Source organism: Nocardia gipuzkoensis, assembly GCF_021183645.1.
GTDB classification, from domain to species: domain Bacteria; phylum Actinomycetota; class Actinomycetes; order Mycobacteriales; family Mycobacteriaceae; genus Nocardia; species Nocardia abscessus.
This window is the reverse complement of the sequence record NZ_CP089225.1, coordinates 7,551,874-7,577,313: the sequence shown is the minus strand read 5'-3', so window position 1 is coordinate 7,577,313 and position 25,440 is coordinate 7,551,874. Positions and strand designations below refer to the sequence as shown.

25 protein-coding genes are annotated in these 25,440 nt (G+C 69.1%); 13 read left to right on the top strand and 12 right to left on the bottom strand.

Annotated features, from left to right (window positions below):
• Window positions 1-198: 198 nt before the first annotated feature.
• Window positions 199-1,248 carry a ferredoxin--NADP reductase gene (locus tag LTT66_RS34410; protein WP_233062654.1) on the bottom strand — a complete coding sequence of 350 codons (1,050 nt, stop codon included), beginning with the start codon at window positions 1,246-1,248 and terminating at the stop codon, window positions 199-201.
• Window positions 1,249-1,323: 75 nt separating this feature from the next.
• Here LTT66_RS34410 and LTT66_RS34405 point away from each other — a divergent pair, with 75 nt between their 5' ends.
• The 8 genes from LTT66_RS34405 (at window position 1,324) to LTT66_RS34370 (ending at window position 10,558) form a co-directional block, all read left to right on the top strand.
• Window positions 1,324-2,736: a class I adenylate-forming enzyme family protein gene (locus LTT66_RS34405; RefSeq protein WP_233062653.1), complete on the top strand. Its 1,413-nt coding sequence runs from the start codon at window positions 1,324-1,326 to the stop codon at window positions 2,734-2,736.
• Window positions 2,714-3,616, top strand: a complete 903-nt coding sequence (locus LTT66_RS34400) for an acyl-CoA dehydrogenase family protein (RefSeq protein ID WP_233062652.1) — start codon at window positions 2,714-2,716, stop codon at window positions 3,614-3,616. Before LTT66_RS34405 ends, LTT66_RS34400 begins: the two co-directional genes overlap by 23 nt.
• Complete coding sequence (locus LTT66_RS34395; RefSeq protein ID WP_233062651.1) at window positions 3,603-4,691, top strand: acyl-CoA dehydrogenase family protein; 1,089 nt, start codon at window positions 3,603-3,605, stop codon at window positions 4,689-4,691. Before LTT66_RS34400 ends, LTT66_RS34395 begins: the two co-directional genes overlap by 14 nt.
• 2 nt (window positions 4,692-4,693) lie before the next feature.
• Window positions 4,694-5,461, top strand: a complete 768-nt coding sequence (locus tag LTT66_RS34390) for an enoyl-CoA hydratase/isomerase family protein (protein ID WP_233062650.1) — start codon at window positions 4,694-4,696, stop codon at window positions 5,459-5,461.
• Window positions 5,462-5,798: 337 nt separating this feature from the next.
• Window positions 5,799-7,649: an SCO2524 family protein gene (locus tag LTT66_RS34385; protein WP_233062649.1), complete on the top strand. Its 1,851-nt coding sequence runs from the start codon at window positions 5,799-5,801 to the stop codon at window positions 7,647-7,649.
• A 10-nt stretch (window positions 7,650-7,659) separates the two neighbouring features.
• Window positions 7,660-8,574, top strand: coding sequence for an SCO2523 family variant P-loop protein (locus LTT66_RS34380; RefSeq protein WP_233062648.1), 915 nt, complete (start codon window positions 7,660-7,662; stop codon window positions 8,572-8,574).
• A complete protein-coding gene (locus LTT66_RS34375; protein WP_233062647.1) occupies window positions 8,575-9,585 on the top strand; it encodes an SCO2522 family protein in 1,011 nt (336 codons plus the stop codon).
• Window position 9,586: 1 nt separating this feature from the next.
• On the top strand, window positions 9,587-10,558 hold the full coding sequence (locus LTT66_RS34370) for an SCO2521 family protein (protein ID WP_233062646.1): 972 nt from the start codon (window positions 9,587-9,589) through the stop codon (window positions 10,556-10,558).
• Window positions 10,559-10,570: 12 nt separating this feature from the next.
• On the opposite strand, the gene LTT66_RS34365 is transcribed toward LTT66_RS34370, so the two are convergent.
• From LTT66_RS34365 to LTT66_RS34355, 3 genes are all read right to left on the bottom strand, one after another.
• Window positions 10,571-11,392 (bottom strand): hypothetical protein, encoded by an 822-nt coding sequence (locus LTT66_RS34365; RefSeq protein ID WP_233062645.1) that lies wholly within the window; start codon window positions 11,390-11,392, stop codon window positions 10,571-10,573.
• A 1-nt stretch (window position 11,393) separates the two neighbouring features.
• A complete protein-coding gene (locus tag LTT66_RS34360; protein WP_233062644.1) occupies window positions 11,394-11,870 on the bottom strand; it encodes a GNAT family N-acetyltransferase in 477 nt (158 codons plus the stop codon).
• 134 nt (window positions 11,871-12,004) lie between these two features.
• Entirely contained in the window at window positions 12,005-12,769 is a 765-nt protein-coding gene (locus LTT66_RS34355) for an SDR family NAD(P)-dependent oxidoreductase (RefSeq protein WP_233062643.1), read from the bottom strand.
• Window positions 12,770-12,892: 123 nt separating this feature from the next.
• Here LTT66_RS34355 and LTT66_RS34350 point away from each other — a divergent pair, with 123 nt between their 5' ends.
• Together LTT66_RS34350 and LTT66_RS34345 are read left to right on the top strand one after the other, a co-directional pair.
• The gene (locus LTT66_RS34350) at window positions 12,893-14,038 is read left to right on the top strand and encodes a thiolase family protein (RefSeq protein WP_043701914.1); all 1,146 of its coding nucleotides are present in this window, start codon (window positions 12,893-12,895) and stop codon (window positions 14,036-14,038) included.
• Between the two features lie 31 nt (window positions 14,039-14,069).
• On the top strand, window positions 14,070-14,951 hold the full coding sequence (locus tag LTT66_RS34345; RefSeq protein ID WP_408638707.1) for an ArgK/MeaB family GTPase: 882 nt from the start codon (window positions 14,070-14,072) through the stop codon (window positions 14,949-14,951).
• Window positions 14,952-14,960: 9 nt separating this feature from the next.
• On the opposite strand, the gene LTT66_RS34340 is transcribed toward LTT66_RS34345, so the two are convergent.
• Both LTT66_RS34340 and LTT66_RS34335 read right to left on the bottom strand, forming a co-directional pair.
• Window positions 14,961-15,776 carry an acyl-CoA thioesterase gene (locus LTT66_RS34340; RefSeq protein WP_233062641.1) on the bottom strand — a complete coding sequence of 272 codons (816 nt, stop codon included), beginning with the start codon at window positions 15,774-15,776 and terminating at the stop codon, window positions 14,961-14,963.
• A 44-nt stretch (window positions 15,777-15,820) separates the two neighbouring features.
• The gene (locus LTT66_RS34335; protein WP_043700881.1) at window positions 15,821-16,474 is read right to left on the bottom strand and encodes a TetR/AcrR family transcriptional regulator; all 654 of its coding nucleotides are present in this window, start codon (window positions 16,472-16,474) and stop codon (window positions 15,821-15,823) included.
• 273 nt (window positions 16,475-16,747) lie between these two features.
• Here LTT66_RS34335 and LTT66_RS34330 point away from each other — a divergent pair, with 273 nt between their 5' ends.
• Together LTT66_RS34330 and LTT66_RS34325 are read left to right on the top strand one after the other, a co-directional pair.
• The gene (locus LTT66_RS34330) at window positions 16,748-17,533 is read left to right on the top strand and encodes an enoyl-CoA hydratase (RefSeq protein ID WP_233062640.1); all 786 of its coding nucleotides are present in this window, start codon (window positions 16,748-16,750) and stop codon (window positions 17,531-17,533) included.
• 165 nt (window positions 17,534-17,698) lie between these two features.
• On the top strand, window positions 17,699-18,202 hold the full coding sequence (locus LTT66_RS34325) for a hypothetical protein (protein WP_233062639.1): 504 nt from the start codon (window positions 17,699-17,701) through the stop codon (window positions 18,200-18,202).
• 172 nt (window positions 18,203-18,374) lie between these two features.
• Here the strand turns inward: LTT66_RS34325 and LTT66_RS34320 are convergent, their stop codons facing one another.
• Genes LTT66_RS34320 through LTT66_RS34295 form a run of 6 tightly spaced genes read right to left on the bottom strand, consistent with a single transcriptional unit; the run spans window position 18,375 to window position 23,574 of the window.
• On the bottom strand, window positions 18,375-19,187 hold the full coding sequence (locus LTT66_RS34320) for an acyl-CoA dehydrogenase family protein (protein ID WP_408638706.1): 813 nt from the start codon (window positions 19,185-19,187) through the stop codon (window positions 18,375-18,377).
• The gene (locus LTT66_RS34315) at window positions 19,184-20,296 is read right to left on the bottom strand and encodes an acyl-CoA dehydrogenase family protein (protein ID WP_233062638.1); all 1,113 of its coding nucleotides are present in this window, start codon (window positions 20,294-20,296) and stop codon (window positions 19,184-19,186) included. Before LTT66_RS34315 ends, LTT66_RS34320 begins: the two co-directional genes overlap by 4 nt.
• Window positions 20,297-20,332: 36 nt before the next feature.
• On the bottom strand, window positions 20,333-20,749 hold the full coding sequence (locus LTT66_RS34310) for a nuclear transport factor 2 family protein (RefSeq protein WP_233062637.1): 417 nt from the start codon (window positions 20,747-20,749) through the stop codon (window positions 20,333-20,335).
• The gene (locus tag LTT66_RS34305) at window positions 20,736-21,953 is read right to left on the bottom strand and encodes a metal-dependent hydrolase family protein (protein WP_233062636.1); all 1,218 of its coding nucleotides are present in this window, start codon (window positions 21,951-21,953) and stop codon (window positions 20,736-20,738) included. Before LTT66_RS34305 ends, LTT66_RS34310 begins: the two co-directional genes overlap by 14 nt.
• A 3-nt stretch (window positions 21,954-21,956) precedes the next feature.
• On the bottom strand, window positions 21,957-22,322 hold the full coding sequence (locus tag LTT66_RS34300) for a hypothetical protein (protein ID WP_233062635.1): 366 nt from the start codon (window positions 22,320-22,322) through the stop codon (window positions 21,957-21,959).
• A complete protein-coding gene (locus tag LTT66_RS34295) occupies window positions 22,306-23,574 on the bottom strand; it encodes an aromatic ring-hydroxylating oxygenase subunit alpha (RefSeq protein WP_233062634.1) in 1,269 nt (422 codons plus the stop codon). Before LTT66_RS34295 ends, LTT66_RS34300 begins: the two co-directional genes overlap by 17 nt.
• Window positions 23,575-24,070: 496 nt before the next feature.
• Between LTT66_RS34295 and LTT66_RS34290 the strand changes: the two genes are divergently transcribed.
• Window positions 24,071-25,429, top strand: coding sequence for an ABC transporter substrate-binding protein (locus LTT66_RS34290; protein WP_233069497.1), 1,359 nt, complete (start codon window positions 24,071-24,073; stop codon window positions 25,427-25,429).
• Window positions 25,430-25,440: the final 11 nt, after the last annotated feature.

Here is a 25,440-nt window from a genome sequence, read left to right as displayed (position 1 = left end):
CGATTGCGTCAATCGGAGTCGCCGCTCGGCCAACGCTGCGCATGGGCCCGACCGCGCGCCGCATGCTCGTGGCCGACTCGACGCGGCGCTTGTCCCACGCCGACGGCGCAGCCGCGATGTCGGGCAGCGCAGTCGGGTGCCGCGGCGGCACAGCCGATGCCGAGGCGGAACCCGGCTGCGCGGGACCCGCCTCGTCGCTCACTCGTAGTCGACGGTGATCGAGTCGGTGTCCGGGACGGCCTGGCAGGTGAGCACATAGCCGTCGTCGAGTTCGTCGTCGGTCAGCGCGTTGTTCTGGCGCAGGCTCGCGCTTCCCGCGGTCACCTTGGCGATGCAGGTGGCGCAGTTGCCCGCCTCGCAGGAGAACGGCGGCGTCAGCCCTCCCCGGCGTGCGCTCTCCAGCAGCGTCTCGCCATTCTTGCGTGGCACCGTCTTCTTCCTGCCGTTGAGGATGATCGTCACGGTGCCCGCCCCGTCGGCGGCGGAAGGGGCTGTCGCGGGGCGGGTCACCGGTGCCGGGCTTTCGACCGGGGCGTCGTCCACGGAGGCGGGAATCGGCGCGGGCGCACCGAATCGCTCGCTGAATACCAGGCCGGGGCCCGGCAGCGCCAGTTCGACCATCTCCATGAAAGCCTCGGGCCCGCAGACGTAGTGATCGGCATGGCCGTCGTCGCCGACGAAGGCGCGCACCGCCGCGGGGTCGAGGAAGCCGCCCGCGCTGTCCAGGTGCCGGACCACCTCGAGCCGGCCGGGGTGGCGCCGGGCCAGCTCGGCCAAGGCCGCTGCGAAGATCATCGAATCCGCGTCGCGGTCCGCGCACAGCAGCCGGACCCGCCGCCGCGTGGCGGCCAGGGCGCACTTGGTGAGCGACAGGATCGGCGTGATTCCGCTGCCGCCGCTGAAGCCCAGCAGCGGCACGTCGGTCTCGCGCAGGCAGAATCGGCCCGCGGCCTTCGTCATCTCCACCTCGTCGCCCTCGGACAGGTTGTCGTGCATCCAGTTCGACACCGCCCCGCCCGGCACTCGTTTCACGGTCGTCATCAGCTCGCCGTCGGTCTCCGGCGCGCTGGACATCGAGTACGACCGGAACAGTTCCGTTCCGTTCACGGCGATCTTGAACGTGCAGAACTGCCCGGCGCGGTAGGTGATCGGCGCGTCGTGCGGCGCGAGCACGAACGTGCGCGCGTCGACACTCTCCTTCACGATGCGGGTCACGGTCGCGCGCTGGAACAAAGAGGGTCTCGCCATGAACCGTGTCCTCCTGGTATGAAGATTCTATCCGAATGAGAATTATATTCTCACTCACGAGACGGGATCTCTCAAATGTCCTCGACCACCGCTTCGAGCACGCTCGTCTTCGAGGGGCGGGCCTACACCGGGACCGAGCTCGACGACCTCGCGGCCGGTCTGGCGGCCGAGCTGGCCGACGGCGGCGTGCGCGCGGGCGACCGGGTGGCGCTGATGTCCTCGAACCGGCCGGAATTCGTCGTCGCCGTGCTGGCCATCTGGCGGCTGGGCGCCGCGGCGGTCCTGATCAGCCCGGCGTACAAGCATGACGAAGTAGCCCACGCGGTGGCGGTCACCGGGCCGCGTCACGCGGTCGGCGACAGTCCGGTGCTGGCCGCGTTGCTGCCGATGCGGCACCTGGACGCGCCGATCACCCCCGCGCACGGCAGCGCCGCGGCGCCCGACCCGGCTTCGGACGCCGTGCTGGTGTTCAGCTCCGGCACCACTGGGATGCCGAAGGCGGTGCGGCACACCCACGCGTCGCTGGCGGTCGCGGTGCGCCAGTGGACGCAGGTGCTCGGCCTCACCGCGTCCGACCGCATCCAGATCGCCACGCCGCCCTCGCACATCCTCGGTCTGCTGAACATCGTGACCGCGCTGCGGGCGGGTGCCTGGATGCGGCTGCACCGCCGCTTCGACCTGGAGACCATGCTCGGCTGCATCCAGGACGACCGGATCACCGTCGAGATGGCGGTCGCGCCGATCGCTCTCGCGCTGGCCGGGCACCCCGATCTCGAGTCCTACGATCTGAGTTCGCTGCGCTACATCATGTGGGGCGCCACGCCGGTGACCGTCGCGATGGCCGAGGCCGTCACCCGGCGCACCGGAGTGCGCTGGCTGCCCGCCTACGGCGCGAGCGAGCTGCCGGTGATCGCGTGCAACCCGCTCGCGGGCGCGCGGCTGGACACGGTCGGCAAGGCCGCACCAGGGGTGCAGGTCCGGGTGGTCGCGCTGGACACCGGAGAACCGCTGCCGCCCACGGAGATCGGTGAGATCCAGTGCCGCGCGGAGTCGGTGATGGCCGGCTACCTGCCCACCGAGGAGACCGCCCGCGCCTTCGACGACGGCTGGTACCGCACCGGCGACGTCGGCTACGTCGACGAGGAAGGCTGGATCCGGCTCACCGACCGGGCCAAGGAAATGATCAAGGTCCGCGGGTTCCAAGTGGCGCCCGCCGAGATCGAGGCCGTTCTGCACGGCCACCCGAAGGTGATCGACTGCGCCGTGTTCGGGGTGCCCGACACCGCGGACGGCGAGGCGGTCGTCGCGGCGGTGTCCGGCGCCGAGGCGGTCACCGCGGACGAGTTGATCGCCCTGGTGGGCGAGCGCATGGCCACCTACAAGCGACCGCGTCGCGTCGTGTTCGTGCCCGAGATCCCGCGCCTGCCCTCGGGCAAGGTGCTGCGTCGAGTACTCAAGGAGCGCTATGGACGTCCGTCTGACCAGTGAACAGCGGCAATTGCGCGATGCCGCCGCGAAATTGGCCGACGACCTCGGCCCCGGCTCGGTAGCCGACCTCGACGACGAGAACCGCCGCGCGCGCTTGGAGCGAGCCGTGACAGCTACCGGCTGGCGAGCGCTGCGCACCGACGGCGCCTCCGGTGTGGAGGTCGCGATCGTGACCGAGGAATTCGGCCGCGGGCTGGTGGACGTGGCCTTTCTCGGGCCGGTGCTGGCCGACGACCTGTGCGGGCGGCTCGGCGCCGAGGGCCGCTGGACCCTCGCGGTCGGGGGCCGTGCCATCGACGCACGCGGCAGCGAATCGGCGCTGCTCGTCACCGGCGAGCAGGTCGTGGCCGCACCGGTGGGCGCGACGCTGTCCGGCGCGGACCTGACCCGGCAAACCGCCGCGGTGGCGGACGAACGCCGGCGGATCGGGGAGCTGTCGCCCGACGAGGCCATCCGGTGGCACGCCCTCGCCGTCACCGCGACCACCGCCGATCTGCTCGGCGTCGCCCGCGGCGCCCAGGATCTCGCGGTCGGATACGCGAAGGTGCGCGAGCAGTACGGCCGCCCGATCGGGTCGTACCAGGCGGTGGCGCATCTGCTGGCGGAGAACCAAGCGCTGATCGAAGGGGCGATCAGCGTGCTGCGGCACGCGGCCTGGGCCGTCGACGAACTGGCTGCGGCGCAAGCGCTGCGGGCCGCGCGGATCGCGAAGGTGTACACCGCACGGGCCGCCCGCACCGTCTGCGAGACCTCGGTCCAGGTGCACGGCGGCATCGGCAACACCTGGGAGTGCCTCGCCCACGTCTATCTGCGGCGCGCGCTGGTCTCGACCGAACTGTTCCCCGTTCGTCTGGAGGAGATCGACCTTGGACTTTCGTGACGCACCGCAAGAGGCCGAGTTTCGCTCCCGGCTGCGCGCTTGGCTGGCCGAAACGGCTGGGCAGTTCCCCACGTCGGGCGACGACTACTGGGCGCGTCAGGGCGAGTGGCATCGAGCGCTGTACGCGGCCGGATTCTTCGGAGCGTCCTGGCCGAAGGAGTTCGGCGGCCATGAGCTGCCCCCGGTCTACGACGTGATCGTGGACGAGGAACTCGCGCTCGCCGGGGCGCCGCCGCGGCCCAGCCTCGGATATCTCGTGCAGGGTCTGGGCCGCCACGGCGGTAAGGAATTACAGCAACGCTTCCTGCCCGGCATGATCGACGGCACCCAGCGCTGGTGCCAGGGTTTCAGCGAGCCCGGCGCGGGCTCCGACCTCGCCTCGCTGCGCACCACCGCGACTCGCGACGGCGACCACTACGTGGTGCACGGTCACAAGATCTGGACCAGCTACTCCGACGTCGCCGATTGGTGCCTGCTGCTGGCCCGCACCGACCCGGACGCTCCACGGCACAAAGGCATCTCGGCATTCGTGATCGCGATGGACCAGCCCGGTGTGCAGCAACGGCCGCTGGCCATGATCAGCGGCGTCACCCGGGAGTTCGGGCAGGTGTTCTTCGACGGCGCCACGGTGCCCGCCGATCAGATGGTGGGCGAGCCCGGCGACGGCTGGAAGCTGGCGATGACCGTCGTCGGGCACGAACGCGAGCCGTCGACGCTGGGTTACGCGGCCCGCTACGGAAAGCTGGTGCGGCAGTTGGCCGCCCGGTTCGACGGCCCCGTCCCGGAGGAACTGGCCTGGGCGGCGGTGCAGACCGAGATGCTGCGCCTGCATGTGCGCCGACGGCTGTCCGAACAGCTGGACGGGGTGGTCCACGGCCCGGACGGCTCACTCGACAAACTGCTCATGACCTGGGTCGACCAGTCGGTCGGGCACGCGGCGCTCGCCGTCGGCGGCACGGACGACGCCGAACTGCTCGGCAGCTACTTCTACAGCCGCGCGCAGAGCGTCATGGGCGGCACCTCGCAGATCCAGAAGAACATCATCGCTTCGCGCATCCTCGGATTAGGAGTTTGACCATGTACGACCTGCCGGAAGAGATCCACGTCGAGGCCGACGGACCGCTCCGGATCGTCACGCTCAACCGGCCCGACGCGCTCAACGCCGTCAACGACGACCTGCACACCGGGCTGGCCCGGCTCTGGCCCCGGCTCTCCGACGACCGCGAGGCGCGCGTCGCGGTGCTCACCGGCGCGGGCAAGGCGTTCTCCGCGGGCGGGGATTTCGCCTATCTCGCCGAGCTGGGCCGCGACGCCGATCTACGAGCCAAGACGATCGCGCACGGCCGCGACATCGTGCTCGGTATGGCCCGCTGCCGGGTGCCGGTGATCGCGGCGGTGAACGGCCCCGCGGTCGGACTGGGGTGCAGCCTGGTCGCGCTGAGCGACGTCGCCTACATCGCCGAGACCTCCTACCTGAAGGACCCGCACGTCCAGGTGGGCCTGGTCGCCGCGGACGGTGGACCGCTGACCTGGCCGCTGCACACCAGCTTGCTGCTGGCCAAGGAATACGCGCTCACCGGCGCGAAGATCCCGGCCGAGCGAGCTCGTGAGATGGGTCTGGTCAACCATGTGGTCGCCGACCCGCGCACCGAGGCGCTGGCCTGCGCGAAACGCATTCTCGAACTGCCGCGCCAAGCGGTCGAGAGCACCAAGCGTCTGCTGAACCTGCACCTGGAACGCGCGGTGCTGGCCACCCTGGATTACGCGACGACCGCGGAAGATCTCTCCTTCCAGACCGAGGACTTCCGCGCGGTGATCACCGCCCTCACCGCGGACCGGAACTGACGCCGGATCGCCGATCGCGGGCAGCGGTCCGGCCCGGGGCCGGACTTCGGTGGGCGCCGCTGAGCGGTAGCCGAGGAATAGCCTGTCGAGCGCAAGGGATTGCGGGGAGCACGGTCCGGGTGCGCCCCGGGCCGATGGGATCGCGACATGCGGCGACCGAACCCGCGCAGCCACGGGCCGCGTCCTCGCGAATTCGCGGAAGGTTCTGCCCCGCAGGATATCTCGCAGCAACCGCCCGGGTCGCAAAGTGCTTGGCTAAGTGAACATCCGCAGGGCACACTGTGTGTAACGACGTCCGGCGCCGCCGGTCGAACGCGGGGGCGAGGTCCGAGAACAGATGAGGATTCGGCCGAGGCAACAGCTGCTCGAGCTGTGGCGAGCGGTACTCGCCTGGTCCTATGGCGACGGGACGTGGCGATGGGGCGGGCGCGACGGCGCCAATTCGATCAGCGACGCCGAACAGCTGCTGTGCCTGCTGTATCCGGCGACCGAGATCGAAGCCTTCGCGCTGGACCAGCCGAACGACATGAGCCCCGACGTCAAGTCCGCGCTCGCGCCGCTCGGCGAGGAGACGCGCATCGGTGGCGTCCTGGTCGCCCTGTTGGAAGACTATCTGCGCCGCTATACCGGACCCGACGGCGAACCCGTCTTCGCCGCAGGCTCCTACTTGCGCTCCGGCGACGACAGCCCGCTCACCGACAGCCAACTGGCGGTGGAAATCGTCGACTCGTACTCGATGTCCCTGAGCCTGTGTATCGCGGCGCTGCGGTTCCTGCGCGGATTCGAGCGTTTCGTCAGCGGGGAGGTCCGGCTGGAGGCCCGGCAACTGCGCGAGCGGATTCCGGGGGTGATCGAACAGGCCAGTGCGCGCCTCACCGCGGCGATGGCCGGCCTGGTACGCAGTTTCGTCATCCACACCCCGGAGCCGAGGACCGAGTTCGGGCAGTCGATCGTCTACATGCTCAACCAGACCCGCACGCCGGCCGACGAAATCATCGAACGGCTGTCGGCGCAGCTGGAACGCCTGCGGGTGCAGGCGGCCAACGAGGTCAGGCTCAGTCAGACCGCCGAGGTCGACATCGCCGACGACGGGCGGCTTTTCGAATGCGGGTGGAGCTGGGGCATCGTGCACAGCTCCGAACCCATCCAGATCGTGCCCGGCCGGGTCAGCAGCGCGACAGGCCACGCGGAATCCCGTCCCTACCTGTACTTCACGGCTGTCGCCCTGGACGGCATCATCGACCTGTCGTCGCAGCGAATCCGGGAACTCGACCTGTTGACCGATGAGCAGCGCACCCTCGCCGACGCGCTGCAGCTGCGCTTCGAATTGACCCGGAACTATTGGTCGAAGGTCGCCCGCTTCGGCAGCGGCCGCTGGCCGCTCGAGGACATTCCGTGGCGCACCTCCGACGGCGAGGAATCGGAGTACTTCAGTCTCGTCATCGCCGCCATGCTCATCCAGGACCTGGTCTACCGGGAGAGCACCGAGGATTTGTCGCGCACGCTGGCGGTGCTCGACCAGCTGGCCCGCCGCGGGCGCATCACCAGCCGGTTCACCGTAGGTGATCCGGCCGGGCCGCTGCACTATCCGGGTGTGCGACTGAACCTGGCAGGCAGCGAGGAGGTCGCCGCGGGGCCGCCGCTGGTCTGGTACGTGCCGGATTTCGCGACCATGCTGCTCAAACGCTGCCTGCAGGCGGCGAGCCTGCGCACCGACGTGGACACCCGCGACCAGCTGATGGCCCTGGCCGAAGCGGCGATGGAGCATCTCGACCAGCGAGTGCTGCGGGACGGCCCGGGGAACGGCCTGTGGGACGACATCGGCCGGTTGGTCGGCTCCGCGGACGCGCGACCGGGAGGGCCGTCCTGGTTCGTCACGGAGCGAATGATGGAGTGCCTGGTCATCGCCTACGGCACCTTCGAACAACCCCCACTGGCTCCGCAGGCCATGGTCGCCCGCGCGGTGGATCTGCTCAGCGAGGCCGAGCATCTGCTCAATCAGGAGGAACTGGAAATCGTAGGCCAGGATCTGTCCCCGAAACAGGCCGCGGTCAACCGGATCCGGCAATCGCTCGACCGGGCCCGCCGCGTGCTGCGCGAGCGTCCCGGCACCGCCTACAGTCTGGCCACCCAGGCGCTGGTCCAGCTGGACGAACTGGCGTACGCCCGCCGGGACGCGACACGGTAGGGGGGGCAAGGTGCTGGTGTTCTCCACCTCGGACAAGGGCGGCACCGGGCGCTCGGTGACCAGTTGCAACATCGGCTACCGGCTGTGCCGTTCCGGTCTCAACGTCGCCTACGCCGACTTCGACCTCGGCTCACCCACGGCCGGTGCGCTGTTCGAGATCAGCGCGGCCGAACGCGGCGTGCCGCGCGGCGGCGTGCACTCCTATCTGCTCGGCGAGAGCGGAACCGTGGCACGTGTCGACGTCGGCGCGGCGACCGATCGGCCGGAACTGCGCCGCATCGGTCCGAACTCGGGCAGGCTGGTGCTGCTGCCCGGGGACGAGGGCGGCGCCGAATTCCTCACCGACGACGACGCGGTGGTGCAGCGCTGCGCGGAACTGCTGGTGGCGCTGGATCAGGAGTTCCCGGTCGTGATCGTGGATCTCAGCGCGGGCCGCTCCGCGGCACTGCAGATCGTGCTGCAGGCGACCGCCTTGCCGCAACTGCGCGGGCGCACCGCACGCTGGTTGATCTTCCACCGCTGGACGCGCCAGCACATCCTGGCCGCCGCCGGTCTGGTGTACGGCTCGCACGGATTGCTGAAGGCCGGCGCCGAATGCGGTCACGACCCCGACGAGCTGCTCGGCTCGGTGCGATACGTGCGCACCGCGGTGCCCGATGCCACCTGGCACGGAGTCGCCCAGCGCCCGGCGCAGGCGGCGTGGCTGCAAGAGCAGGACACCGCGCTGCGGCGGCTGGCCACCGCCAAACGGCTCGGCACGACGGCGGTTCTCGGCTCCACACCCATCGAGCCGGTGTTGCAGCGGCGCGAACAGCTCATCCTCGACGCCGACGTGAACGCCCAAATCGCCAACGAGTCGACCGCGTCGGCCTACGCCGAACTGGCTCGCCGTCTGGTCGACATCGCCACCTGGGAGAGGCTGTAGATGCGGGATACACAGGGCTACAGCGAGGCGACCGAACAGCCTCGGATCGCTTCGGTCCCGTTGTCGCACTTGTCGATCGAGGTCGGGCACTTCTACATCAACGACATCACCTCCGATATCGAACGGGTCGGCGCGGAGTTCCGTCGCATCGTCCCTTTGGTGTCGGCTTTCATCGAGTCGGCCAAGGTGCAGTACGGCCCGAACGCCCGGGTGAGCACCTGCTACCTGATCGACGACTACTTCCAGCCCGACACCGATCCCTCCGTCATCCTCGCCAAGCTGCTGGACGCCGCCGAGGAGAACGGATTGGTCATCGATTATCTGGCGCGCGAGTCCGGCTGCTGGCGGGCCCCGAAGTTCGTCGACGGCGTGGCGTTCGGCGAGCCGATTCCGGTGGCGGAGATGGTGGCCGCGCGCATCGTCGCCGAGCCCGCGCCGCCGAGTACCGGGCGCAGGCCGCCGACCGCGGAGTCGGGATGGCTGTGCAACGGGCGCCGGTCCTCCGAGGACGAACGCGGCCAGGCCATGCGTCAGCGAAGCTATCAGCCGCCGGAGGAGTTCGGCCGCCGGGAGCACTCGATCTTCCTCGACGTGGAATTGTGGAGCAGGCACGTCGTCGACGGGGTGACGGTTCGGCGCTGGTCGTGCCCGTTCCTGGCCGCCGTCTGGCATCTGCTGCGGCTCGGCATGCTGCGCTACCACGGTGACGCCGTGGTGGACCCGCACCCGTGGCGCCGCGAGGATCTCACGCCGCGCCGCTGGCAGGACATACCGCCGGTGGTGCAGCTCAATCCGTCCGCCGCGCCGTTCGCCGCCTACAAGACGCTGTCGATGCTGCCCAAGCGGTACATCGGCATCGAGCACGCCGTGCGGCTGGTGCTCGACCACCTCGATCTCGACGACGACGTGGTCGAGCAGATCATCACCCGTGGCGCCGAGGAGGTCCCGCCGGTACCGGTGCCGCGCGAGGTCAGCGAACGGCTCTCCCACCTGCTGCTCGACGGGGCCTGAGATGGCCGCGACCACGCCCCTGGTCGTCCTCGGTGAGGTGCGCACCTGCCTGCTGCCCTCGGCGACCGCGCTGACCGGAGCGGAGGCCTGCGATCTGCTGGCGCTCATGCCCGGCTGCACGGTGCGGTGGCGGGAGCGGCCGGGCACGCTGGCGGTGTCGCCGACCACCGCGGTCGGCGTCGACTGCGATCTGGCCCTGGGTGAGCAGACCGCGCACATCGTGGGAACCGTGGCGACCAGTGCGGTTCTGTCCGGCGGACGCGTGCTGCAATCCACCGCGCGCACCCGGGTGGTGCGCGCCGCGGGACGGCGCAGACAGACTTGGGCGCACTATCTCAGCCAGAAGGGCGTGACCGAGGTCATCAGCCGGATTCCCGAAAGAGCCACCGCCGGTGGGGCTTTGGCCGAGGGATACCTAGCCGGGCCGGTCGACGCCGACACCCTGGACCTGGCCTCGATCAGTGAACGCCTGCTCGCTCGTCTGCGCGCCGATACCAGGCTGGATCAGAAGCCGCCGGTGCGGGCAGGCGCCACCCGGCTGCGCTGGGTCGCCCGGATCGGGGGCAGTGCGGGTCCCTCGGCCGCCCTGCACCTGGACGACGCCACAGTCCGCACGGTCCGGATGATCGTGCGCGACGAGGCGGATCTCGACGCGGCGCAACGATTCTGCGAGGATCTGGCCGCGCACGACTGGCTGCTGACCGTCGTCGCCGACGCGCTGGCCGAGGCCGACCGCTTCCCCTCGCACAGCCGGGAACGCACCGACATCCTGGCGCCGGTGCTCGAAGACCTCACCGGATTGTGGATGCCGGGAGCGCACACCCCGGCCTCGATGCGTGCGTTGTGGCGGGAGCTCCAGGTCGATCCCGGCTTGTCCCGCCAGTGGAACACCCTCGTCGCACGGCTGCGCGACCGTATCGCCGTGGCGACCCTGGATGCGCTGCGGCACAAAGCCTTCGACGCCGAATGGTAGCGGCCGATCCGGCTACATCCGGAACCACTTGCGCACCAGCAGGGCGAAGAACACCGACATCGATACCGTGCCCGTCCACGCTTCCACGGCGAACAGCGGCCGGGCGGCCGGCCGCAGATTCTCGGTGTCACCGGGGCCCAGCGGATTGATGAAGCTGGTCACGCACGTGTAGACGGTGGCGGCCGGTGAGGTATTTCCGCTCAGGACCAAAGCGGCGACGGTGAACAGCACCAACTGCACGGCAACCCAGCCGAGCAGCCAGGACGGCCGGTAGCCGTGGCCGCACAGCACATACGACAGTTGCCCGGTCCAGCGCCGCCGGCCCGGCGGCAGCGCGAGCGTGCGAGCCCGGGCCAGGCGCAGACCGCAGCGATCCTCGGCCTCGTCGTCCTCGTTCATCCGGTACAGCGCGGCGCCTCTGCGATATGCCAGGGCCGCGTGACCGGGCAGTCGTGCCGCCGAGAGCTGTGCCCCCAACTGCTCGTACTCCTCGGCCAACATGGTGTTCTGCCGACTGCTCAGCCGCAGCGGACCGCGGAATTCGATCTCCGCGGCCAGCAGCGCCGCCGGAATCGCGCTCGGCACCCGCCAGCCCGCTTCGTCGGGCCTCGGTTGCCGGGCGGCGGCGTACAGGTGCCGGAACACCAGGGAGTCGGAGTGGCGCCGCGCACTGGGCGGGTCGTAGTCGGCGAGGATCGCCTCGGCATGCGTGGCGAACTGCTCCAGCGCTGCCTGCTCGGTGCGCCCGCCCCGATCGAGCTCGGCCGTGTATTCGCCTGCGCGGCGGCTGATCCGGGTCGATACCGAGGCGACGAAGGGCGAAATCTCCCCCATGTCACGAGTCTAGCGGTCGGCCTCTCAGCCGGTACTCGAAAACGTCCCGGGGCTCGCCCGGCCCGAAATACCGGTGGTCGTGTTCGACGAATTCGAATCCGGCACGCTTGAACAGATTGCTCGCCAGCTGGTTGTCCGGCCGAACGGTCAGATACATCACCTCGGCACCCACGGTCCGGCACGTCTGGAGGGTGCGCTTCAGCAGTGCGCGACCGTAGCCCCCGCCTTGGTACCGCTTGGCCACCGCGAACGTGAACAGCAGCGCCCGGCCGGATTTCTCCAAGGTCAGCGCGTAACCGATCACCGCCCCGTCCACCTCCGCCACCAGCCACTCGGATCCGTGCAGATCGAACAGCTGGCGCAACATCAGATATCGGTACGGCTCGGCGAACACCTCGGCCTCGATGGCCGCGATGTCTTCGATATCGGCGAAGCAGGCCTGCCGGTATTCCGGCTGAGGCGCTGTTGCGATGTCCATGCGCTCCCTACTGCCAGGGCATAGGCCGTATGATTCCAGCTTAGAACGTCGGTCGTCGACCGCGTCAGTGTAGAACTCGCGGAATCGTTCCCCCGGGCAGCAGGGCGTGTCGCATCCGCCTGCGGTGGCGGCGGCTACTTCGGCGGGAAGCGCAGCGCGCCGTCGAGCCGGATGACCTCTCCGTTGAGATAGTCGTTCTCGATGATGGCGGTGGCCAGCTGGGCGTATTCCTCGGAACGGCCCATGCGCTTGGGGAAGGGCACCTGCGGGCCCCAGTAGGCCTCCAGCTGGTCGGCGGCTTTGCCGTAGGCGGGGGTGTTGACGGTGCCCGGAGCGATCGTGACCACGCGGATGCCCACCGGCGACAGGTCGCGAGCGGCCACCAGGGTCATTCCGACCACGCCGCCTTTGGCCGCGGAGTAGGGGAGCTGGCCGATCTGTCCCTCGAACGCGGCGATCGAGGCGGTGTTCACGATGACGCCGCGCCCGCCTTCCTCCAGCGGATCGGTCTTCGCGATGGCGGCCGCCGAGAGGCGCAGGACGTTGAACACGGCGGTCAGGTAGAACTCGATGGTGGTGCGGAAGCCGTCGAGCGACAGCGGCTCGCCGTCCTTGCCGATCAGGCGGCCGCCGGTCGCGGGACCACCGTGGGTGTCGACCGAGATGCGCAGCGGCCCCAGCGATTGCGCCTCCGCGATGGCGGCGCGCACGGAGCCCTCGTCGGTGGCGTCGGTGTGCACATAGCGGATCCCGAGTTCGGTCTCGAGCTGCTTGCCCTTCTCGTCGGCGACGTCGGCGACCACGATCTTCGCCCCCGCGGCGTGCAGGCGCCGCACCGTCGCCTCACCCAGGCCTCCGGTTCCACCGACGACGAGCGCGGAGCTTCCACTGATCTGCATGGCATAATCCTATCTTGCAACTGTGGCTCTCGTTTTGAGAAAATGATGTTCTCAAGACTCTCTCGGCATGATCACCGAAAAGTCGCCGCGCCGCAATCGCGTCGCCCGGAATGGAGGCCTCCAATGCCCGAAGCCGTCATCGTGTCCGCCCTGCGGACGCCCATCGGTACCGCACGGAAGGGAACGCTGCGCGACACCAACGCCTTCGACCTGGCCCACCACGTGGTGGGTGCGGTCGCCGATGGCCTCGACCGGTCCCGCATCGATGACGTCATCCTGGGTGAGGGGCGCTACGGCGGCGGGGTGCTGGCCCGGCACGCGGCCGTGACCACGGGGCTGACCACCGTGCCGGGCCTGGCGCAGAACCGGCACTGCGCGGCGGGAATGTCCGCGGTGCACACCGCGGCGGCCGGGATTCGCGCGGGCATGGACGAGCTGGTGATCGCGGGCGGCGTGAATTCCGAGTCCACCGCACCCAAAGCGCGATTCAGAGTCGGCGAGGACGAGTGGATCGATCCGTGGGTGTCGCCGAGTCACCCGGACCGCCCCGACGCGCCCGCGCTGGACATGTCCATCACTGTGGGCTGGAACGCCGCGGTCAAGGCGGGCATCTCGCGGGCCGATCTGGACGCCTGGGCCTTGCGCTCACATCGCAACGCGATCGCCGCGATCGACGAGGGCCGGTTCAAGGAAGAGATCGTGCCCATCGAGACCCCGCACGGGCTGTTCGACACCGACGAGCATCCTCGCCGCGACACCAGCCCGGAGAAATTGGCCTCGCTCAAAGTGCTGCACCCGGAGATCGAGGGCTTCTCGATCACCGCGGGCAATGCGTCCGGGGCCAACGACGGCGCCGCCGCGCTCGCCATCGCCAGCGACCGCTTGGGGCTGCCCGCGCTGGCCTACATCCGTTCGTGGTCGTCGGTGGGCGTCGATCCGGCCGACACCGGCCTCGCGCCGATCGAGGCGATCACCAAAGCGGTCTTCCGGGCCGGTATCTCGCTGTCCGCGGTACAGCTGATCGAGATCAACGAGGCGTTCACCTCGGTGCCGATCGCGGCCATCCGGGCGTTGGACCTCGATCCGGAGAAGGTGAACGTCAGCGGGAGCGGTTGCTCGCTCGGGCATCCGGTGGCCGCGACGGGAGCCAGGATGATCGTCACGCTGGTGCACGAATTGCGCCGTCGCGGTGGGGGTCTCGGCATCGCGGCGATGTGTGCCGGCGGTGGCATGGGTGCGGCCACGGTCATCGAGGTCCCCGCTCCGTGATCGGATCGGGCAGCGGCGCACAAGGGTGGGCGTGACCCTGGAGCGGGCGTCCGTCGCCGAGTTGCTGGCCCAGGCACGCGCCGGGTCGGCACGGGCGACGGGCCGCTTGCTCAGCCTGATCGAGGGAACCCGCCGCGACGAGGTCCAAGCGGCTCTGGATCCCGGAAGCGTCCGGGTGATCGGCGTGACCGGCCCGCCCGGCGCGGGAAAGTCGACGACGATCGCGGCGCTTGTCGGCGTCTACCGGGCGCGCGGGCTGCGGGTGGCGGTCCTCGCGGTCGACCCGTCCTCGCCGTACAGCGGCGGAGCCCTGCTCGGCGACCGCATCCGCATGGCCCAGCACATCGACGACCCGGGCGTGCTGATCCGGTCGGTGGCGACGCGCGGGCACCTGGGCGGCCTGGCCGCCGCGGTGCCCGCCGCCATCGGCTTGCTCGCGGCACTGGGCTACGACGTCGTGCTGCTGGAGACCGTGGGAGTGGGGCAGTCGGAGATCGAGATCGCCGCCGTCGCGGATTCTACGCTGGTGATCCTGAATCCGGGTGCGGGCGACGCGGTGCAAGCCGCGAAGGCGGGCCTGCTGGAGGTGGCCGACCTGCTGGTGGTGAACAAGGCCGACCGGGAGGGCGCCGAGCAGACCGTGCGCGATCTGCGGGCGGAGTCCCCCGTGCCGATCCTCACCTTGGTCGCCGCGCGTGGCGAGCGGGTCGCCGAACTGGCGGAGGCGATCGAGGCGCACCATCGCGCCGACACCCCCGCGCGGCGCACGGCTCGGGCCCGAGCCCAGATCCTCTCGCTGGCGCAGACCCGGTTGCGCGCGCACGCCGAGCTGGACCGGCTGGCGGCAGCTGTGGCCGCGGGCGAATGCGACGCCTACAGCGCGGCCGAGCGACTGCTGCCATGGTCTGGGTGAGGCCCGTTGTCAGCCCTGGGGGATACGCACCATCGCTTCTTGGGCGTAGGACGCCACCAACGTGCCGTCCTCGGTGAGGATGTCGCCGCGGCCGTAGGCGCGGGCCTGCGCGAGCAGCGGACTGTGCTGGCGCAGCAGCAGCCATTCGTCGGTGCGGAAGCGGCGATGGAACCAGAGGGTGTGCGAGGTGACGGCCGAGACGAACGCCGTGCCGTTACCGCTCTGCGCGTACCCTTCCAGCGGCAGCAGTGCGGTGCCGATGAGCGTGAGGTCGGTGGCATAGGCGGCCAGGGCAGGCGCCAGTGCCGGATCGACCGCCGGAGTGCGCATCCAGAACTCGAAATCCGGTGCGGCGGCGCCGAGATCGTCCAGGTCGACGGCGGCGCGAGTCTCCCAGGGCAGCAGGTCCCACTGCACCTTGTGCTCGGCGGACAGCAACGGGGACGCCACCGCGACGGTCTGCCGGTGCGGCCCCTCCTCCTCGGCGTGCAGCGAGACCGAGGCCGTCGCCACGACTCCACGGGACTGCTCGGCGACCAGCGACAGGGTGGCGAAGGAGCGGCCCGCGTGGTGGCGGTGGACCCGATACCGGATCGGCTCGTCGGTGCGGCCCTCGCGCACGAAGACCGCGTGCAGGGACTTGATCGACTTGTCCGGCACGCCGGCGGCGGCCGCGCGGGCGAACTGGCCCAGCAATTGCCCACCGAACACCCGGCTGTAGGCCAACCGCAGATTGCGGCCCTCGAAGCGGGCGTCGGCGTCGTCGCCGGCCGGCGTCGCGGACAAGTCGAGGCAAGAGACGAGATCACTCCACAGATCGGGCATGAACCCGAGTGTAAGTCAAATTCTCGCTCAGGAGAATACTGTTCTCATCCCCGCGCGAAGCCGTGCGCGCAGAAGTTCCATACTTCGGACGCGGTGATCGGATGCTGCGTCTCGTCGTCGGACGCTCCCGCGGATTGCGCGGTGAACATGACGGTCTGCATGACCATCGCCGCGGTCCGGCGCGAGTTGACCTCGGGCCGCAGCTGCCCCGCCTCCTTGGCGAGATCCATCAGCTCGGTGAACAGTGCCAGCATCGGCGCGTGCGCGACCTTCACGTGGTCGGGGTGTGAGATCAGCAGCTGCGGAGCGAAATCGGTGAACAGCGGACGCTGCGCCGACGGGTCGGGCCGGCACAATTCGAACAGCAGCTCGACAGCGACCTGAAGTTTGTCCAGCGGGTCGGTCTGGCCGTCCGCGGCCGCGCGCAGCTGGTCGGAGGTGCGGCTCAGCGCGTCTTCGAACAGGGCGAGCAGCAGTTCGTGCTTGCCGTCGAACTGCAAATAGAAGCTGCGCAGGGATTGCCGTGAGCGGTCGACGACCTCCTGCACGGTGAAATCCGTGCTGCCCTTCTCGGTGATGATGGCCTGGGCGGCGTCGAGGAACCGCTGAACGCGCTCTTCGGCGCGCAATTTCGCGGTACGTAGGGAGCGCTCGACAGCGCGCTGCTTCCAGGCCGGTTTTTCGCTCGGGCTGGTCACGGGCGCCTCGGTCCTCGGTCATATGAAGAGAACATGAATGCACTGTACCGGAGAACGGTGTGTCATCGGGTTCTCGGGTCACCGTGTCCGCACTCTGTGTGAGACTATCCTTTCCCGTACCGAGAATGTTATTCTCGCACCCGATCACGCGTCGGCGCGGAAGGAGGCAAGCCGTGATGTTCGCACACACCGCTCCGGCCGGCCTGCCCGCTCTTCGGCGTGCCATCGGCGCCGGGCGCGCGCCCGGTCTGTCCCGGACTCGAGGAGCTCGATTTGTACATCCGCTATGAGGTCGCCGACCGGATCGCCACCATCACCCTCGACCGGCCCGAGGCGGCCAACGCGCAGAACGGCGAGCTGCTCGATCAACTCGACGCGGCGTGGGTTCGCGCCGCGGAGGACGACGACGTCGCGGTCATCTTGCTGCGAGCGGAGGGAAAGCACTTCTCGGCCGGACATGATCTGAAGGACAAGTCGTGGCCGGACCCGAGCAAGATCACCCTCGACCGTATCTACGGGCTGGAGTCGCGCCGCTACCTCGAGTACTCGCTGCGCTGGCGCAACGTGCCGAAGCCGTCGATCGCGGCGGTGCAGGGACGGTGCATAGCGGGCGGCCTGTTGCTGTGCTGGCCGTGCGACCTCATCGTAGCCGCCGAGGACGCGCTGTTCTCCGACCCGGTGGTGCTCATGGGCATCGGCGGCGTCGAATACCACGGGCACACCTGGGAACTCGGCCCGCGCAAGGCCAAGGAGATCCTGTTCACCGGCCGGCCGGTGACCGCGGAGGAGGCCAGACAGGTCGGCATGGTGAACAAGGTGGTGCCGCGCGCCGAACTGGACTCCCAGTCGAGGGAACTGGCCGCGCAGATCGCGACGATGCCGCCGTTCGGGCTGCGCCAAGCCAAGCGCGCGGTCAACCAGACGCTGGACGTGCAGGGTTTCTACGCCGCGATCCAGTCCGTCTTCGACGTGCACCAGACCGGTCACGGCAACGCCCTGAGCGTCAACGGCTTCCCGATCCTGGTCCGGCTGGACGAGATGAAGGCCACCATGAAGTAGATCCGGTGTTGCCACCGGCGCCATCGTCTGCCGGAGCGCTCCGGCAGTATTCGCACGGCCCTTGCCGCCTCGAAAAGGGACACCGTGACCGTGCGATCAACCGGCGATCGGGCGCGTGCGCGCCCGGCGCCCTCGCTGTTCCCTTTTCCGAAAACGAGGACTTCCATGCGCGATTCCATCCTTCGCAAGACTGTGGCCTGTTGTGGCCTGGCGGTCGTCGCGGCCGCGGTGCTGACCGGCTGCGGTGACGACGAATCGACGAGCTCCGCGTCGAGCACGTCGGCCGTCGCCGCGGCGACCAGCGCGGCGCCCGGCCCGGCCGACGCGGCGACCACCAAGGCGATCACCGACGTGTACACCAGCTTCTTCAGCGCTTCGACCCCGCCGGACCAGAAGGCCGCGCAGGTGCAGAAGGGCGACGTCTTCCTGCCGATCCTGCAGGCGCAAGCGGGCAACCCGCAGTCCCAGGGCACGTCGGTCACGGTCTCGGCGGTGAAACTCGTGGACGCGAACAACGCCGACGTCACCTACACCCTGCTGCTCGGCGGCAATCCGGTCCTGCCGAACCAGACCGGGCAGGCGGTCAAGGACGGCGGCCAGTGGAAGGTCGCCACGAGCACCTTCTGTGCGCTGATGACACTCCAGGGCGGCACTTCCCCGGCCTGCTGACGCTCGACGTGTGGCCGATGGCTCGGTGTCGGACAGTTCCGGCACCAGGCCATTCGCCGTGTGCGGAGGATTTTCCAGGTCGCGCCATCCCGGCCTGCTGATCGTCGAGGTGCGCCCGAACGGCCCGGTACTGGAGCGGAATCCGGTACCGGGCCAATTCGCGGCGTGCCGTCTACAACTGCGCCAGCCGCGGGGCCGATCCGGTGACGCGGATGTGCGCGCCCGCAGCCCGGGTGAGTTCTCTTGTGCTGCCCAGCAATCCGTCCAGGACCAGGGTGCGGCGCACGTGCCGGTGCAGGTCGTGCTCGGCGGTGAAGCCGATGCCGCCGAGCACCTGCTGGCAGTGCCGCGCCGTGGTGAGCGCCGCCTGCCCCGCGGCGGCCTTGGCGAGCAGGGCCCCGAGTTCGCCCTCGGCGGTGTGCAGCGCGGCCTGCGCGCCCTCGAGGGTCACGAGGGTTTCCGCGAGCCGGTGCCGCACCGCCTGGAACGAAGCGAGCGGGCGGCCGAACTGGATGCGTTCCACGGCATGCCGCCGCGCGAGCGCCAGCATCGCATGGCCGGTGCCGAGCAGCCACCAGCCGAGGGCGCGCCGCCCGAGCGCGAGGGCATGGCGCGACAGCTCCGTCCCGGTCGCGACGGCGCGCAGGGGCAGTTCCGCGTCGACCGTGGCGCCGGGCTCGCCGTCGCGGTCCCACACCACCCAGGTCGCGCCCGCGAACGGCAGCGGCACCGGGCCCGGCCCTGGATGCCCGGCGGCGTGCCGGACGACGTCGTCGAGGACCGCGGCATGCGTGCCGGTCTCGCCGAGCAGCCGGAACACCAGTGGCACAGCGAGGTCGGGCGACTCGGCGAGCAGATCCGGCCAACCGAGTCCGGCCAGCGCGGCGTCGAGTTCGCGCCCGGTGGCGGCCGCCATGGTCTTGCGCAGCGTGTCGGTGAGCAGGTCGAGTTCGGCCCGGTCGAGGTCGGCTCCGGTCACGGTCACTCCTTCCCCAGGTCCAGCAGGCGGCGGGCGATGATGTTGCGCTGGATCTCGGCGGTTCCGCCGTAGATCGTGGCGGCGCGGGAGTAGAGGAACTCGGTGCGCCACGGCGAATCGCCGAGTTCCACCGCGCCGGGCAGCAGATCGCGCGCGGTGTCGAACAGGCGCTGCTCGGCGGTGGCCAGCAGCACTTTGTCCACCGAGGTTTCCGCACCCAGCCGTGCGCCGCCCGCCAGGCGCCGCTGCGTTCCGTGCGAGCGGCACCGCACCGTGTGCAGCGCCAGGTACGCGGCGCCGAGTTCGGCGTCGTCGGCGTTCGTGGTCTGCTCGAGCACCTGGTCGAGCCGGGTGAACAGGTACGCGATCCGGTGCCAGAAGCAGGTGGAGCGTTCGTAGGGCAGCAGATCCATCGCCACCCGCCAGCCGTCGCCGGGGTTACCCAGCATGCGGTCGCCGGGCACCACCACATCGTCGAAGAAGACCTCGGCGAACTCGTCCACGCCGTGCATGGTGCGCAGCGGACGGACGGTGACGCCGGGGGAGTCCATGTCCACGAAGAAGGCGGTGATGCCGTCGTGACCGGGCCCGGTGCGGGTGAGCAGCACACACCGAGCCGCGTACTGGGCCAGACTGGTCCACACTTTCTGGCCGCTGACCACCCAGTCCGCACCCCGCGCCGTCGCCTTGGTGGTCAGCGAGGCCAGGTCGCTGCCCGACCCGGGCTCGGAGAATCCCTGACACCACTGCTCGCGGCCGGACAGCAGCAGCGGCACCATCGCGGCGGCCAATTCCGGTCGCGCGTAGGAGATCATCGTCGGCGCGAGCACCTCGATCATCGAATAGATACCGGGTTCGGCCAAGTCGCGGGAAGCGACCTCCTCACCGAGCACCGCGCGCAGCGCGGCGGGCCCACCGAGCCCGCCCACGGTGGCGGGCCAGCCATAGCGCATCCAGTCCGCGTCGAACAGGGCGCGTCGCACGCGCAGCAATTGTTCGACCTGCCCGTCCAGCGAGTGGTCCGGGGCGGGGGTGAGGTCGTTGCGGTCGAGCCAGGCGCGCAGGTTCGACCGGAAGGTGGCGACATCCCGATTCGGGTCTGCGCCTGCGGTCATGCGATGTCCTTTCCGACCCGGCGGGCCGCGTCCGGCTCAAGCCTTGGAACGCTCGAAGGCGTGCGGGATCCCGGAGTCGTGTTCGCCGTTGCGGCGGATGAAGGTCATCTTGCGCGTCTTCAACCGCCATCCGTCCGTGGTACGCACGAGGGAGTCGGTGTAGTACCCGATGCGCATGTCGTGTGTGCTGTGCTCGACGAAGCACAGTGGCTGCGTGCCGGTGGCGGTGTCACCGTCGATGTCGAGGACCGGTATTCCGGTGAGGAACAGCCCCTTCGGTGCGGCCGCGACCAGTTCCGGGAACAGATCGAGGGTGTAGGTGTCACCGAAGGCGCTGTAGGTGCCGTCGGGGGTGAACACCGCCAGCAGGCCGTCGATGTCGCCCTGGGTGATGGTCACCGCGTACCGGGCCAGCACCTGCTGGATCTCGAGCAGGTCGTCACTTCTGGACATGAATTCTTCCGCCTTTCATCACGAATCGCACGTCCCGGGTGACGGTGATGTCCTGTACCGGGTCGCCGGGAACGCCGATCACGTCGGCCAGCAGCCCCTCCGCGAGCCGGCCGCGGTCGTCCACGCCGACCAGCTCGGCCGCGGCGAGCGTCGCGGCCCGCAGCACCTCCAGCGGCGGCAGCCCGCGCTCGACCAGCGCCACGAGCTCGTCGGCGTTGCGGCCGTGCGGAATCGCCGGGGCGTCGGTGCCGACGGCGATCTTCACGCCCGCTTTGTAAGCGGCCAGCACGGAGGTGCGGGCTTTGGGGAACATCTCGGCCGCCTTGGCCTGCAGCGCGGGATCGGCTTTCGAGACGTCCATGGCGTCGGCCAACCGGGTGGTCGGCACCAACCAGGTGCCGTGCCGCACCATCAGGTCGATCGCCTCGTCGTCGATGAGGAAGCCGTGCTCGATGCAGTCGATGCCCGCCCGCACCGCGTGCTTCACCGCGTCCGCGCCGTGCGTGTGCGCGGCCACCTTGAGGCCGCGCCGATGCGCCTCGTCGACGATCGCGTGCAGCTCCTCGTCCGAATAATGCTGCGCGCCGGGCGCTCCGGTGAGCGACATGACGCCACCCGAGACGCAGATCTTGATCAGCTGCGCGCCGTGCTTGATCTGGTACCGCACCGCCTTGCGCACCTCGTCCACGCCGTTGGCGATGCCCTCCTCGAGAGTCAGCTTCAGCACGTCGGGAGCGAAGGCGGAGAACATGGTCGGGTCCAGATGGCCCCCGGTGGGGGTGATCGCGTGCCCGGCGGGCACGATGCGCGGGCCCTCGATCCAGCCCGCGTCGATCGCCTTGCCCAGCGCGACGTCCAGCAGGTAGCCGCCGGTCTTCACGAACAGCCCGAGATTGCGGACGGTGGTGAAGCCGGCGCGCAGGGTCCGGCGGGCGTTGCCCACCGCGCGCAGCACCCGCAGCGCCGGATCGTCTTTGACGCTGGAGGCAAGACCGGTCTCCCCGCGTCCGCCCATGAGGAGGTTGACCTCCATGTCCATCAGGCCCGGCAGCAGGACGAGATCGCCGAGATCGACGACCTCGCCCGCGACGGCGCCACCGACACCGGCGATCCGATCGTCCTCGATCCGCAGGATGCCGGGACGGACGAGCGCACCGGTGTCGACGTCGAGCAGACCGGCGGCCTTCAGCGTCAGCGCCGCCATCGGTCAGACCACCGGCTCGCGGACGATATCCAGGTACGCCGCGCCGGAATCCGGCACTCGCGGCTGCTTCCACACCTCGATCGGGAACGACACCATCACCAGCGATTGCAGCAGGTGGAACAGATTGCGAGCCTCGTCGGGCAGATCTTTCCAGTCGTACTTGTCGATGTGATCCAGGGCGGACTGCAGACGCGGGAACACCGTGTCGTACAGCTGCTGCATATCGTCCATGGAGGAGGCCATCCGCTTGGCGTAGCGCTCGGGCTCCGTGGCGAGGATCCAATCCGAGAACCGCTCCAGGTCGGCGAACTCGGCGGGCAGCGACGTGGCGTTCGCCTGGTCGGTCTGCTGGTCAGTGGGCGCGGCCATCGCGGTACTCCTCGACGATCTTCTGGGCGGTCTTGTGCAGGTGGCGGAGCAGGATCTCCTGGTCGTTGAGCGGGAACTCGGTGACCTCGCGGGTGGCGATCATGGTCTGGGTGGCCTCCAGGGTGTTCGCGTCCTGCAGCGCGTACTCCTTGAAGGTCACGGCGGCCAGTTCCTGGGCCAGCCGCTGCCTGGCGTTCTCGGCCGGTACGAAGTACAGACTCGCCTCGAAGATGTGCCGGTCCACGGCGGTCGGCCAGTAGTGGTAGGTCAGGTACCAACCCGGCGCCCAGAACAGCAGCGAGAAGTTGGGGAAGAACTCGAATTCGTCGACGCCCCAGGCGCGATGCTTGGCCGGGTTGATGCCCTGCGGCAGCGGTTCCAGGCCATCGATATCGGGCCGGTCCCAGGGGCCGAACAGGCCGCTGCGCAATTCGCGCTCGATCGGCTTGACCATCGTCGGGTCCTTCGGCGGGGCCATCCCGCCCCAGGACGAGATCATCGAGTGTGGCGCCGCTATCTCGTAGTGCAGCGCTTCGTAGCCCACTCCGTACAACTTGTCGGCCTCGTCCTTGACCGCTTGCTTCTGGTGCAGGACCGGTGCGTGGTAGAACTCGGCGAACGCGTCGATGAACAGCTTCCAGTTGCTGCCGATCTCGGCCTTGTAGCTGAAGACCTCGGTCATCTGGTCGAACGGGTACCCCTCGAGACCCTTGGCCAGCGGACCCAGGTATTCGGTGAGCGGCTTGGCGTTGTCGTCGAGGTTGACGAAGATGAAGCCCTCCCACACCTCGCAGCGGACCGGCTTCAAGCCGAACTTGTCCTTGTCCAGGTCGAAGAACTCCTTCTCCTGCTGGACGAAGGTGAGCTCACCCTTGAGGCTGTAGCGCCAGGCGTGGTACTTGCAGGTGAACTGGCGGCAGGTGCCTGCGGTCTCCTCGCCCGGGTAGTCGTCCCAGACCAGCTTGTTGCCGCGATGCCGGCAGATGTTGTGGAACGCGCGTACCACGCTGTCGTTGTCCTTGACGACGATCAGCGAAGTGCCTGCGCAGGCCAGCTCCTTGGTGAAGTAGTTGCCGACGCGGGGCAGCCGGTTGACCCGGCCGACGTTGAGCCAGCTCTTGCGGAAGATCGCCTGACGCTCGTCCTCGTAGAAGGCGGGGTCGATCGAGTCGGTGTAGTCGACCGGCTCGGTACCCAGCTCGGGATAGTTCTGCGTCCAGCTCCCCGCAGCGGGTTTGGTGAAGTGTGCCAAGGGATTACCTTTCATGGTCCGGTGAGGCGCCGGAGGTGCCGAATGCCGTGCCCGGTGGGCCGTACCGGTCGAGGCGGCGGCGGGGTTCCCGGCTGTCGGCCGAGGCGCCCCTCGGGTGACGGGTCGCCGCGGCCGCTCGACAGCCGTTCGAGGTGGCGTGAACCTCCGTTCGTCCGAAATGAGAATAGCATTCTCAAAATCAACTAGTAGATTTCCATGCGGCTGCCGCACTGTCAACGCCGAGCGTGCGGGTTCGATCCCGCGGCGGACGTGGCTGCCGCCGGAGCCTGTGGCCGTTAGTCTGTGTAGATCACACTCTCTAAAAGACAGATATTGATTATCCAAATCTGAGAAGATAGTTTCCCTGACAGCGAGTGTGCCCTCTGGGCACGTGCTGCTCATCGACGAGCGAAGGGCGAGACGTCGGCGACGGCCCTGGCCACCCATCGGGCGCCGAACAGCCCACAGAGGAGGAACTACGGTGAGACCGCAGCGAATGATCGTCGCCGCGCTGGCGATCGCGCTCTTGGTGGCGGGATGCGGCCGCGAGGGCGGGGGGCGTGGAACCGAGGAGGGTCCGGGTCCGACCGCATCGGGCAACTTCGGTGACCTGACCAGCGTCTGTCAGCCCGGGAACGCGAAAAGCGCCTCGGCGCAGGGCGTCACGGCGACGGAGATCGAAATCGGGGTCTTCTCCGACATCGGTTTCACGAAGAATCCCGACCTCGTCGACGCGGCGAAGGTGTTCACCTCCTGGTGTAACGCCGCCGGCGGCATCAACGGACGCAAACTGGTCACCAACCTGCGTGACACCAAGCTCATGGAGGTGCGCCAGCGCATGCTCGAGTCCTGCCGGGAGGATTTCGTCCTCGTCGGCGGGAGCGCGGCGCTGGACGGGCTGGGCGTGAAGGACCGGCTGTCGTGCCTGCTGCCGGAATTCCCCGCCCAGGTCACCCAGACCACCAACACCGGCTCGGACCTGCAGGTAGGCGGCGGTTCCTCCGCATCCGAATCGGTCAACCCGTACACCGGCTTTCAGGACTGGCTGATCGAGGAGGCCTACCCGGCTTCGGCGGGTGCGGTCGGGATGATCAACGGCGACTCGCCGATCACCAAGGTCATGGGCGAGAAGATGACCGAATCCCTGACGGCGGCGGGCGCGAAGATCGTCTACGACGATCTCTATCCGGTCGCGGGCGTCTCGGACTGGACGCCCTACGCGCAGGCGATCAAGGCCAACAACGTCAAGGGCCTGATCTTCTTCGGCGAGTACCGCTACCTCGCCAAACTGCAGGACGTGCTCACCAGCATGAACTACGAGCTGGACTGGATCGACGCCAACGCCAACTCCTACAACCAGTCGTTCCTCGACGTCACGAAGAGCTCGCTGGCCGCCCAGAACAACTACGCCGATCTGAGCGGGACCGCGCCCTTGGACGCGGCCGCGCAGGTACCCGCGGTGCAGCAGCTGAAGGATCTGTTCAAGCAGTACGCGCCCAGCAGCGCCATCACCTTCCAGGTGCTGCGCGCCTTCCAATCGTGGCTGCTGTTCGCCAAATCGGCGACCAGCTGCGGCGACGCTCTCACCCGTGCGTGCGTGTACAACGCCGCGCACAAGGAAACGGCGTGGACCGGCGGCGGCTTGCAGGCGCCGGTGGATCTGTCCCGGCCACTGTCGGAGCAGACACGGTGTTTCAACGTCCAGCAGGCCACCCCGGACGGTTGGAAGACGGCGGAGTTCAAGCCCAACAACGGCGTATTCCGTTGCGGTTTCACTCCCTACAAGTACACCCAGGATTTCGGCAAGCCGCTGACCCTCGCCGACGTCGGCAAGAGCATGAGCGACCTGAAGTGACGGAGCATTCG

Excerpts from the sequence above, each read along its gene's own strand:
- LTT66_RS34300 (WP_233062635.1), bottom strand. The coding sequence starts at position 22,322 with ATGGCCGCGCCCACTGACCAGCAGACCGACCAGGCGAACGCCACGTCG.
- LTT66_RS34410 (WP_233062654.1), bottom strand. The coding sequence starts at position 1,248 with ATGGCGAGACCCTCTTTGTTCCAGCGCGCGACCGTGACCCGCATCGTG.
- LTT66_RS34325 (WP_233062639.1), top strand. The coding sequence starts at position 17,699 with ATGCGCGATTCCATCCTTCGCAAGACTGTGGCCTGTTGTGGCCTGGCG.
- LTT66_RS34355 (WP_233062643.1), bottom strand. The coding sequence starts at position 12,769 with ATGCAGATCAGTGGAAGCTCCGCGCTCGTCGTCGGTGGAACCGGAGGC.
- LTT66_RS34400 (WP_233062652.1), top strand. The coding sequence starts at position 2,714 with ATGGACGTCCGTCTGACCAGTGAACAGCGGCAATTGCGCGATGCCGCC.
- LTT66_RS34375 (WP_233062647.1), top strand. The coding sequence starts at position 8,575 with ATGCGGGATACACAGGGCTACAGCGAGGCGACCGAACAGCCTCGGATC.
- LTT66_RS34310 (WP_233062637.1), bottom strand. The coding sequence starts at position 20,749 with ATGTCCAGAAGTGACGACCTGCTCGAGATCCAGCAGGTGCTGGCCCGG.
- LTT66_RS34405 (WP_233062653.1), top strand. The coding sequence starts at position 1,324 with ATGTCCTCGACCACCGCTTCGAGCACGCTCGTCTTCGAGGGGCGGGCC.
- LTT66_RS34360 (WP_233062644.1), bottom strand. The coding sequence starts at position 11,870 with ATGGACATCGCAACAGCGCCTCAGCCGGAATACCGGCAGGCCTGCTTC.
- LTT66_RS34290 (WP_233069497.1), top strand. The coding sequence starts at position 24,071 with ATGATCGTCGCCGCGCTGGCGATCGCGCTCTTGGTGGCGGGATGCGGC.
- LTT66_RS34315 (WP_233062638.1), bottom strand. The coding sequence starts at position 20,296 with ATGACCGCAGGCGCAGACCCGAATCGGGATGTCGCCACCTTCCGGTCG.
- LTT66_RS34370 (WP_233062646.1), top strand. The coding sequence starts at position 9,587 with ATGGCCGCGACCACGCCCCTGGTCGTCCTCGGTGAGGTGCGCACCTGC.
- LTT66_RS34385 (WP_233062649.1), top strand. The coding sequence starts at position 5,799 with ATGAGGATTCGGCCGAGGCAACAGCTGCTCGAGCTGTGGCGAGCGGTA.
- LTT66_RS34365 (WP_233062645.1), bottom strand. The coding sequence starts at position 11,392 with ATGGGGGAGATTTCGCCCTTCGTCGCCTCGGTATCGACCCGGATCAGC.
- LTT66_RS34390 (WP_233062650.1), top strand. The coding sequence starts at position 4,694 with ATGTACGACCTGCCGGAAGAGATCCACGTCGAGGCCGACGGACCGCTC.
- LTT66_RS34305 (WP_233062636.1), bottom strand. The coding sequence starts at position 21,953 with ATGGCGGCGCTGACGCTGAAGGCCGCCGGTCTGCTCGACGTCGACACC.
- LTT66_RS34350 (WP_043701914.1), top strand. The coding sequence starts at position 12,893 with ATGCCCGAAGCCGTCATCGTGTCCGCCCTGCGGACGCCCATCGGTACC.
- LTT66_RS34340 (WP_233062641.1), bottom strand. The coding sequence starts at position 15,776 with ATGCCCGATCTGTGGAGTGATCTCGTCTCTTGCCTCGACTTGTCCGCG.